Annotated in this window: 8 protein-coding genes, 1 rRNA gene and 1 pseudogene (1 of these 10 running past the window's edge); 4 read left to right on the forward strand and 6 right to left on the reverse strand. The window is 41.5% G+C overall.

Features of this window, described 5'->3' with window-relative positions:
* Positions 1 to 271: 271 nt before the first annotated feature.
* The 3 genes from HEQ19_09445 to HEQ19_09460 all read right to left on the reverse strand — a co-directional run bounded on the left by HEQ19_09445 (position 272) and on the right by HEQ19_09460 (position 2862).
* The gene (locus tag HEQ19_09445) at positions 272 to 895 is read right to left on the reverse strand and encodes a DUF3854 domain-containing protein (GenBank protein ID WYL99717.1); all 624 of its coding nucleotides are present in this window, start codon (positions 893 to 895) and stop codon (positions 272 to 274) included.
* Between the two features lie 205 nt (positions 896 to 1100).
* Positions 1101 to 1445, reverse strand: a complete 345-nt coding sequence (locus HEQ19_30805; GenBank protein WZI67156.1) for a hypothetical protein — start codon at positions 1443 to 1445, stop codon at positions 1101 to 1103.
* Positions 1446 to 1656: 211 nt separating this feature from the next.
* Entirely contained in the window at positions 1657 to 2862 is a 1206-nt protein-coding gene (locus HEQ19_09460; GenBank protein WYL99720.1) for an ISL3 family transposase, read from the reverse strand.
* 394 nt (positions 2863 to 3256) lie between these two features.
* On the opposite strand from HEQ19_09460, the gene HEQ19_09465 reads away from it, so the two are divergent.
* On the forward strand, positions 3257 to 3634 hold the full coding sequence (locus tag HEQ19_09465) for a hypothetical protein (GenBank protein ID WYL99721.1): 378 nt from the start codon (positions 3257 to 3259) through the stop codon (positions 3632 to 3634).
* Between the two features lie 575 nt (positions 3635 to 4209).
* Here the strand turns inward: HEQ19_09465 and HEQ19_09470 are convergent.
* A pseudogene (locus HEQ19_09470) lies at positions 4210 to 5020 on the reverse strand (IS5 family transposase).
* A gap of 113 nt (positions 5021 to 5133) precedes the next feature.
* On the opposite strand from HEQ19_09470, the gene HEQ19_30810 reads away from it, so the two are divergent.
* Positions 5134 to 5403 (forward strand): hypothetical protein, encoded by a 270-nt coding sequence (locus HEQ19_30810; protein WZI67157.1) that lies wholly within the window; start codon positions 5134 to 5136, stop codon positions 5401 to 5403.
* Positions 5396 to 5692 carry a helix-turn-helix transcriptional regulator gene (locus HEQ19_09475; protein WYL99722.1) on the forward strand — a complete coding sequence of 99 codons (297 nt, stop codon included), beginning with the start codon at positions 5396 to 5398 and terminating at the stop codon, positions 5690 to 5692. Before HEQ19_30810 ends, HEQ19_09475 begins: the two co-directional genes overlap by 8 nt.
* Before the next feature lie 269 nt (positions 5693 to 5961).
* Here the strand turns inward: HEQ19_09475 and HEQ19_09480 are convergent, their stop codons facing one another.
* Both HEQ19_09480 and glyQ read right to left on the reverse strand, forming a co-directional pair.
* A complete protein-coding gene (locus HEQ19_09480; protein ID WYL99723.1) occupies positions 5962 to 7245 on the reverse strand; it encodes a transposase in 1284 nt (427 codons plus the stop codon).
* A gap of 586 nt (positions 7246 to 7831) precedes the next feature.
* A complete protein-coding gene (glyQ, locus tag HEQ19_09485; protein ID WYM03330.1) occupies positions 7832 to 8704 on the reverse strand; it encodes a glycine--tRNA ligase subunit alpha in 873 nt (290 codons plus the stop codon).
* Between the two features lie 309 nt (positions 8705 to 9013).
* On the opposite strand from glyQ, the gene HEQ19_09490 reads away from it, so the two are divergent.
* A 16S ribosomal RNA gene (locus tag HEQ19_09490) occupies positions 9014 to 10056 on the forward strand (it continues 444 nt past the right edge of the window).

Here is a 10056-nt window from a genome sequence, read left to right on the forward strand (position 1 = left end):
GCCCCAGATGCCATTGTTGGAAGACTTTCCGCAATGGCTGGAATATCCTCGCCGACGGAAAGAAAATCCAGCGCTGGTACTGCATGAACTGCGATAGCACTTTTCAGGAAAGTTAAACTGATTCCCTGCCCGGCGCGATTTCACAATAATTCAATTGCGCCCCTAATCCTGTCAGCGGGAATTTCTACATATCGTTCCAGCGATTTAAAATCTTTGTGTCCCGTAATTTGTTTGATGGTGTACAAGTCCGTTCCGTTGCTGTGTAGTTTGGTTACAAAAGTTCTTCTAGTGCTGTAAGATCATTGTCAAAGCCGATGTAAAAAGTTCTGCCAAAGCCACAGAATAGCAGAAGCCACTTATGTAATCTACCATTTTTTCTACAAGTGGCAACACCTGGAATAGAGATGACAACATAACCATTACTCAGCAGACAGCCCGCTTTTTTTGGCCCTTCAATAATGATTACTGGGATTGTTTTATCTTCAATTATTCGTTTCCAGTATTCAGGAATGCCTGTATTAAGGAATAGGGGTGAAAGACCGTATTCGCTAGGACTTAGATATTTTTGCGGCTTCCCATCCTTCATGGGAGAAATATCAGGCTTGACTTGTACACCCTCAAGTGTGAATTCGTCTGTTAGCGGATTTATGCCGGCAACTCTCCATGCTGGAACTAATTCCTCTGAATGCTTCCATCGTTTTTTGTTGTTGCGGTTTAGTATCTTGTCTACTTCATAGCTGTCATGAACTGACTGTACATTTAGCTTGATAATTTCATCGTCAACCCCGCTTCTCTTCCATTCTTCCCAATGGTGAATATCAATGTAATCAGGATTACAGTTAGGCTGAAAGCTTGATTCTTGTGAACTAATGACTTCTAAGGTAATGTCTGTCATAATATTAGTGAAGTTTTAAAGAATTAGTTTTTTTGATTGCCATCAAGTCGTCATAACCTTGGTGGTAATTTTTTATTCCGGCTGATGACAATCGAAAAACTAATTCGGGTGGTTAGTGTGATGTTGGTGCTGTTGCGATGCCTGCGGCGGGCTTCGCCATCGCACTTATGAATAAAACCGTCCTACCCTCACGGGCAGGACGGTTTTAATTCTCTTCAGTTTGCTTAACTAGCTCTTCCTTTAAGGCCTTAAATTCCTGAATCCTAGAATTTAGGCGTTTGATTTCATCATTAGCACGCGCAATTTCATTCTCCTTGGACGCCACCTGATCGCAGTATTCATCGATCAAGTGGTCGAGCATTCCCCCAGTAACTGTTGTTCCGGTCCCGAAGATACTTGGTTGCGGGCTACCCGCTCTATAATTTCGCTCTTGCTGATTCCCAAGACTTTCGCTTTCTCCTCCAACAACTCCACAGCCTCCGGTGATACCGATAGATTTAGGTTTTGCTTGCGTTGTCCGTGCAGAGGCTTTCTCATCTTTTGTACCCATTAACTATCCTCCCATTCTACACGCATGGTATATTGACTTTTTCCGCGCATACTACTAAGATACCTTTAGTTGTACACGCAAACAACTAATTTTGCAACCCGCTCCCCCCTCCCCCAAGCCATAGGCACCGGAGGGCACCCAATAAACCGGAGCAAGCACCCACGCCTAGACCTTGCGTGGAAACACCCTTAACTGACTGGCTCTTGCGTACTTAGCGTGCTAAATTGATAGAATAATGCCAAGAAAGTAAAGCTCTAATCTCAAAATTACGAAAGTTTCTAAATCCAAATCCACTTCGCTTTATTAACTTCAGTTTATTATTTATTCCTTCTACTACTCCACTGGTAGTCCTTCGTTCAAAATATCCGACTATTTCTCCAAACCACCGTTTAATTGTCTGCACACTTCTTTGATAATATGGTTCAGCTTTTTTTAACCAATTGATTAATTCTAGCGTTCCCGTTACCACATTTTTATTGTCTTCAAATAAATTGTGAAAATCTTCTTTTAATGAATGCATTCTAGCTATTAAAGGAGAAGCTTGTTTAATTCTATTTAATTTATCTTTTTGCTTTTCGGTGAGCTTGTTCTCGGCTTTTAGAATTGTAAATTTATTTCCTTTTAAACTTTCAAATACTTTTTTTCTTTCCGGGGCATTTAACTCAGATGCTATTTTATTTTCTGCTATCCTAGCTCGATTTAATTCTTCATGTACTAATTTAGTAACATGGAACCTATCTACCGTTACAAGGGCGTTTGGACAAATCTTCTCAATTAAAGATTTATAATTGCCTGTCATATCAATACTTACTTCTTCTATTTGTGACAAAACTTTTTCTCCCCACATTCTCATGGTTTTTTTGATTTCAATTTGTTTTCTTTCTTTTACTAAACCTATCAATTTACCTGAATCTATATCTACTAGCACGACAATAAATTTTCCTTGTCCTTTGACCAAACTAATTTCATCTATTCCTAATCTTCTTAAATCTTTGACATCTATTGGCATCACATTTTTAGCTACATCTTCAAGCATTGATATGACTTCTTCATTAGTTAGTCCATTATTTCTTGCCACATTACTTACATTACTATTAATCACTTGTTTGATAATATATTCCGCATATCGGTATGTATACCTCTTTCTTGCTCCTAGAAAATCTAGCTTTTCATTAAATGTTTTTCGGCATTTTTTACACTTGAATCTTCGTCTATTGACATTCAGTATTACTTCAAAATCCCCCATCGGTAAATCTTTCACTAAACATTTTTGATTTTGATGTAAATGTCTTGAGTTTTGACCACAGTGTGGGCACGATGCACTTTTCGCTTTTTTACCTACTGATAGAATTAGGACTTGACCCTCTTGTAGGCTTGATTCTACTAATACTTCAGGCAAATTTAGGAGTTGAGTCATTATTCGTTTCATAATTTATTTTATTAAACATTATTAAAAAATATCTTAACATTTTAGCACGCTAAGTACCCAAGAACCGTTTTTCTTAATTAGATGAATAGTGAGGTAAACCATGTATTGGAGCGAATACGAAGATGATGAAAGTTTATATTATGCAATACAGATAATAAGAGAAGGTTTTAAAAAAAAGTGGTTCTTGCGTACTTAGCGTGCTTAATTATTAATTAAAGTTTATAAATTTGCTTTAAAAGTAAGGCTTACAGGCGTTCATAATTTAATTTTTAGCAATATAATATAAAATACAGAAAATAATGGCTATTATCTTAGCTCTGCAAGGGTTTCAAGCTGATTATTTAATAAATTCAGCACGCTAAGTACGGAAGAGCCCAAAATTTTGACTGTTCTTCAGGGTAAAACCGGCTATCGAAAAATATGGCCTTATCATCCTGAATGGTTTGATCAGTTCGGATTGCAGAATGTGAAAATTCCTGACATTGATTGCGATCGCTCAAATTCAAACATCGGCGGAACTGTTAGCCAACGGTTCCGCCGTAATGAAGGTATCCCGTTCAAAGTTTATGATTTGCGTCATTGTTGGGCAATTAGAACGCTGGAGTATGGAATTGATATCTCGCTGGCAGCACAGCAGATGGGGCATAGCCTCGCAGTACATAGCAACCTTTACCACACCTGGATACAAGCACAACATCACCAGCGGGCGTTTGACTTGGCGATGAGTAAAAGAGATCGCCCTCAACCGCCAAAAATGTAACTTCATAACCTGAATATTGAATCACCCAGCAAGATGATTGCTGGATTTTGCGTTGCAATGGCAATATTAGCGTGTCTCTTAATCTATTGGTTGCGGGTTCAAATCCCTCGTCACCCACTAACAAAGTCCTGTGTTTTTCTCTCAATTTTCTCTCACTTGACTTTATTGTATCCCTAAAACAACTACTTAGGGGTAAATAGCCGATTGAGAGAAAATTATTGCATATCATTAATTACATAAGTTTATGTTATTCATCTTATAGATAAATTAGAGGTTTTATTGACATTATATTAGCTATATCCAAACTACTATTTTATTGACTAAAGTAACATTACTTAAGGTTAGTTAACTTAGTGAAATTAAAAGTTAAAATACTTAATCGTATTGAGCCGCAAGTAGACTAATTCAAATCAAATATAGCTTACTAAGACGAATATCATATATACCATACACACATTAACCTATATATTTATAACTGCAATAACCTATTTTTCTTACTGTAGTTAACCTAATATAACTATCATAGTTAACTTATCATCTTAGAGGATGTTTTCTAAGTTTTAGGGAGTCAAAAATTAAGCCAATCGCTTCACCATAATACGGATCATTGCAAGGTAGATAAAGGTTTCTGAAGTTTCGGGCAATAATTCATAATCTCTGGCCAATCGGCGACATCCCATGAACCAACCAAAAGTGCGTTCCACCACCCAACGTTTTTTGAGCAAAATAAAGCCCTTAGTTTGCTTTGGTCGCAGCACCACCTGGACAATCCAGCGACAAAAATTCATGACCCATTGCATGAAAGGCTCAGAATCAAACCCACCATCAACCCAAATGGTGGTTAAGCGAGATTGTGGCTGAGACTGTTTGACTCGTTTGAGAACTTGTTTCCCCCCTTCCCTGCGGGACGCTAACGCGAACGCGCTCACCCACATTGGCAGATGTAACCAAGACTCGTAGCACTAATCCCAAGGTATCGACTGTGATAAATCGCTTACGCCCTTTGATTTTCTTACCTGAATCAAAACCTACGTCTTGACTCACCATCGCTGCACTTTTTACACTTTGACTATCGATGATCGCTTCCGATGGACTCTTGTGTCGTTCCTGTTCTATCCGCACCCACTCCCTGAGACTGTCATGGATTAACAGCCAAGTCCCATCTTTGCGCCAATTACGGAAATATGTGTACACTGTCTGCCAGGGCGGAAAGTCACCCGGTAGCCCTCGCCATCTCACTCCTTCTACCAAAATATAGAAAATTGCATTTAGGACTTCCCACATATCAACTTCACGCTTGCGTCCACCGGATTTTGCCTCTGGAATCAGGTCACTGAGAAATTCATATTGGTCACGGGTCAGATTGCTGGGGTAAGCTTTACTCATGTCACTCTCTCGGTGCTGTTTACTATTCATTCACAGCTTATACTGAGAGAGCTTTTTTACAACCTTTCTGACTTTTCAAACACCCTCTAAGAAGATTCCAGAAAGCCCTAGGCTTGGCGCCGTCCCTAGAGTCATCGGGGGATAAGCATAAATCTAAGGTGATTGGGGGGAGTGACCTTTGCCGCAAGGCTTTTTGGCAGTGGGTTTTTACGAGAATTGAGCCTAAGCGTACGCGACTTAATAATCATATCGGTGAGCAGTTGGGGGAGATTTTAGATCGCGAAAAAGCAGCCGGGCGTCCAGTTAAACTGGTGAGGATGAAAGTGGCGGCGCACGCGGCGCGGTTGTTATTCAGGGAATTGGGGAGGCACAAAGATGAGTGAGGAGTATTATGAATTATCACGAAGAGAAACCCAGGTATTCGATTTAATATTGTTGGGCATGTCAAATAAAGAAATCGGTGCAGAACTTGGGATATGTAAAAAAACCGCAGAAACGTTTGTAGCATCAATACTCAGCAAGACAGGACGAAAAACACGCCAAAAACTAGCCGCACAAGTAAAAAGAGAATCCATCAAAGTTGTACGCAAACAGCCAAGTAGGATGTATGTTCTTGAAAAAAAAATCGTTCTTCACAGTAATGAGCAAAGATGGGACTTGCACCCACATTAGAGGTATCCGATATTTTTTAACGTACTCTTTTCAGCCGTCGGAGCGCACGTAATGCCCTCTGGTCGCGAGCCGCGCTCCTATTTCCGCCACTTTGCTAAGGTTTATTATAATCCAAGGTCAAGCAGATGCCTAGGGTGAATCCCCAATCCCCAATCCCCAATCCCCAATCCCCAATCCCCAATCCCCAATCCCCAATCCCTAGAGTGAATTTGGGTCAGGATAGTTCCAAATCACATAGTCAAACATAGTCAGACTTATGCAATTTAGCTTTAAGCGACTCTACTTTCAGCATGGACACGCTTAAATAGTGGAGTTATCCGCCTTGGATGTACTACCAGACACCCCCTATCCCTTAGAATAGACTGGAGACAGTCAAATCCTTCAGGATTACTTTTTCTGCCGATGTTGTACCCTGCGTTCACGTCGGCATGAATCTTCAAACCATTTTTACTGATATACCACGCACGTTTGACACGTTTTCCTGAGAATACATGCTTGATCTTGTTGTTAGGTTGATAAGTTGGGATGATGTCCCAATCAATCGCTGAAGCCTTACTTGTGTAAGATTCTTCTGCTACCTTAACGGTAATACCGACTCTAACTAATTTATAAGTCAGCATTTCGATAAATATTGCGTGTGGTATTTGAGTAAAATTTTGGTTTGTACGTTTACCTAAATTAAGACGTGTTTTCCATTGTTCGTTTTTCCCGATTGAGACGTGAGTTATACCAAGAGATAGAAGTTCATCCACAATCATTTTTGTGGATTGATGCAAATATGAATCTATAAATTGATTACGGTTGCGGACGATGTTTGCGATTCGCCTTGATTTACCTTTACCATGAGGCAGAAAACCTCGAAACTTGGCGATCTGCTTGTTATAAAATTGGTTGGCTGATTTTAATGGTTTCCCGTTTACGATAATTGGCTGTTCGCTCAAGTCGTTGAAAACAATCGTCGCTAGATTATCTAAACCAATATCTATCGCCGCATTCAGTTCAGGATTCAAACTACAAAAAAACTCTGACAACTCGGTAATTTCATAGACTATTTCGATAACGAAGCATCCAGTTTTTGGGATAATTCGTACCTCACACAAGTCCTCAAACTTTAGTCCAGGCTTTACCGGGATTCTGATTGGCGACATTGACGGGACAACCGAACCTTTACTAAATTCTTTTTTGCCAATGGCTTGATTGTTAAACTTAATCAGGTTCTTATCATCAACATAATTAGGTGGTTTTGGTCTACCAGTGAACTTAGTTGGTTCAAGTTTATAAGCCACTAATGCTTTGTAGTAAGCAATCCACGCATCTGCATTCTGTTTTAATACGAGTTGAGCTACTTTTGCGCTTATTGCTTTGTAGTTCTCGTTTTGTTTGAATAAACTATCTAAGCCGGCTTGGGTTTGAGTTCCCCATCCGTAGAAAAAACCTTGACGCTGAGTGAATTGAGCAGTGTTGTAAAGCTGCCGAGAAATAGTGGTAATGTCACTACAATAATCAAACCAGTCATGTCCTTCTTTGATTATGTGCTTTTCTACTTGACGCATATTTATACTGAGCGTAGTCAAAGTATTGATCAACTTTGGCAATGAAATTAGTATATCATTCAAGATACAGTAAGATTTGATATCCTTTGGCAATTGCATATTGAGTTAGCCTAGTAGCTTGCCTATCCAAATTATCTTTGTTTTCAGCGCTTGATACAAAGAGCATAAATTGCCACCCTAACAACACCCCCTGATATCTTTTTTGGGTCGTAATCAACAATTACCGTACCCGTGGGAAGTTGCTCTGTTATGGTATTTTACCTGCTTTGTAATGTCGTCAAGCGGTAAGGTACGAAATCCCCAAGGTTTTAGCATAATCAGATAATTTCATTAGGACTGTCTTTTAGACTATATCTGACTATGCTAGACTATATTTTGTTTAAAGTTTTATCATACGTAGAGGTAACTAAAAAAACTGCTCGTGATGTCCTAGACAGTGCAGCACAAGCAAGAGATCCTCTCTTTAACCGAGTTCAACGCTAAATCTTGTTTACAGCTATTTTCAGGTAAAGAGACCACGCTGTAGGCGCACAGCAATTTTTCTCTTTCTTCGCGCAGCGCCTAAAGAGCAGTTTTTGTTTACTGTTTACGGATTTTTCAGCAACGGAAAACCCAACCTCTCCCTTTGCTCTACATATAAATGAGCCACCTTACGCGCCAAATGGCGAATCCTCGTAATATACCGTGTACGCTCTGTGACGGAAATCACACCTCGCGCATCCAGTAAATTAAAAGTATGGGAACACTTAATTACATAGTCCAGACTGGGTAAAACCAATCCTCTCTCTGTCAATTGCGTAGCTTCCTGCTCATACAAATTAAACAAAGTCAACAGCAACTCAGGATTCGACGCTTCAAAGTTATATGTACACTGCTCAATCTCTCCTTGGAGATGAACATCACCATAAGTAATATTGTCTGTCCACTGGATCTTAGTAATGGCTTCTACCTGCTGCAGGTACATCGTCAGTCGCTCTAAGCCGTATGTAATCTCAATTGACACCGGACGACAATCAATTCCCCCACACTGTTGGAAGTAGGTAAATTGAGTAATTTCCATCCCATCTAACCAAACTTCCCAGCCAGTACCCCAAGCGCCCACCGTCGCATCTTCCCAGTTATCCTCAACAAACCGAATATCGTGATCTTCCGGGCGAATTCCTAAAGCCCGTAAGGAATCGAGATAAATTTCCTGGATATTATCAGGCGAAGGCTTAATCAAAACTTGGTACTGATAATAGTGTTGGAAGCGATTGGGATTTTCCCCATAGCGCCCATCTGTAGGGCGCCGACACGGTTCTACATAAGCAACAGCCCAGGGTTCAGGTCCCAGCGCTCTTAAAAAAGTATGGGGATTTTTCGTGCCTGCTCCCTTTTCCATGTCGTAGGGCTGGGAAATCAGACAACCACGTTCCCCCCAGAACTGATGCAATAAAGCTATTACCGACTGAAAATTCACGCTTGTCCCTTCCTTAGTCGCCACAGTGCATAAACCATTGTTGCCTAAAACCAGCACGGTGAGCAGCTTTGAGAGAACAAAAACAGCCCAGAAAAATTTTTTTGGAAAAAGAGTTGACAAGGAAAAGAAGGTTCGCTATATTGAATAAGTGCCTGAGAGCGAAGCGAAACGAAGCGACGCCGGAGGGACACCGAACCTTGAAAATATTATAGTTTGAAAGCCATTATACAGCAAGTGGCCTGCGTCAGTAAATAGAATAACTAAGCTGAAGTTAAAAAAGAGCAGCTAAAGAGCTTAAACAAACAAACCAAAACGGAGAGTTTGATCCTGGCTCAGGATGAACGCTGGCGGTATGCTTAACACATGCAAGTCGAACGGTCTCTTCGGAGATAGTGGCGGACGGGTGAGTAACGCGTGAGAATCTGCCTTCAGGTCTGGGACAACCATTGGAAACGGTGGCTAATACCGGATGAGCAGAGATGTAAAAGATTAATTGCCTGAAGATGAGCTCGCGTCTGATTAGCTAGTTGGTGGGGTAAGAGCCTACCAAGGCGACGATCAGTAGCTGGTCTGAGAGGATGATCAGCCACACTGGGACTGAGACACGGCCCAGACTCCTACGGGAGGCAGCAGTGGGGAATTTTCCGCAATGGGCGAAAGCCTGACGGAGCAATACCGCGTGAGGGAGGAAGGCTCTTGGGTCGTAAACCTCTTTTCTCAGGGAAGAAAAAAATGACGGTACCTGAGGAATAAGCATCGGCTAACTCCGTGCCAGCAGCCGCGGTAATACGGAGGATGCAAGCGTTATCCGGAATGATTGGGCGTAAAGCGTCCGCAGGTGGCTATGTAAGTCTGCTGTTAAAGAGTCTAGCTCAACTAGATAAAAGCAGTGGAAACTACATGGCTAGAGTGCGTTCGGGGCAGAGGGAATTCCTGGTGTAGCGGTGAAATGCGTAGAGATCAGGAAGAACACCGGTGGCGAAAGCGCTCTGCTAGGCCGCAACTGACACTGAGGGACGAAAGCTAGGGGAGCGAATGGGATTAGATACCCCAGTAGTCCTAGCCGTAAACGATGGATACTAGGCGTGGCTTGTATCGACCCGAGCCGTGCCGTAGCTAACGCGTTAAGTATCCCGCCTGGGGAGTACGCACGCAAGTGTGAAACTCAAAGGAATTGACGGGGGCCCGCACAAGCGGTGGAGTATGTGGTTTAATTCGATGCAACGCGAAGAACCTTACCAAGGCTTGACATGTCGCGAATCTTCTTGAAAGGGAAGAGTGCCTTCGGGAGCGCGAACACAGGTGGTGCATGGCTGTCGTCAGCTCGTGTCGTGAGATGTTGGGTTAAGTCC

The sequence above is a fragment of the Gloeotrichia echinulata CP02 genome (assembly GCA_038087035.1).
GTDB classification, from domain to species: Bacteria; Cyanobacteriota; Cyanobacteriia; order Cyanobacteriales; family Nostocaceae; genus Gloeotrichia; species Gloeotrichia echinulata.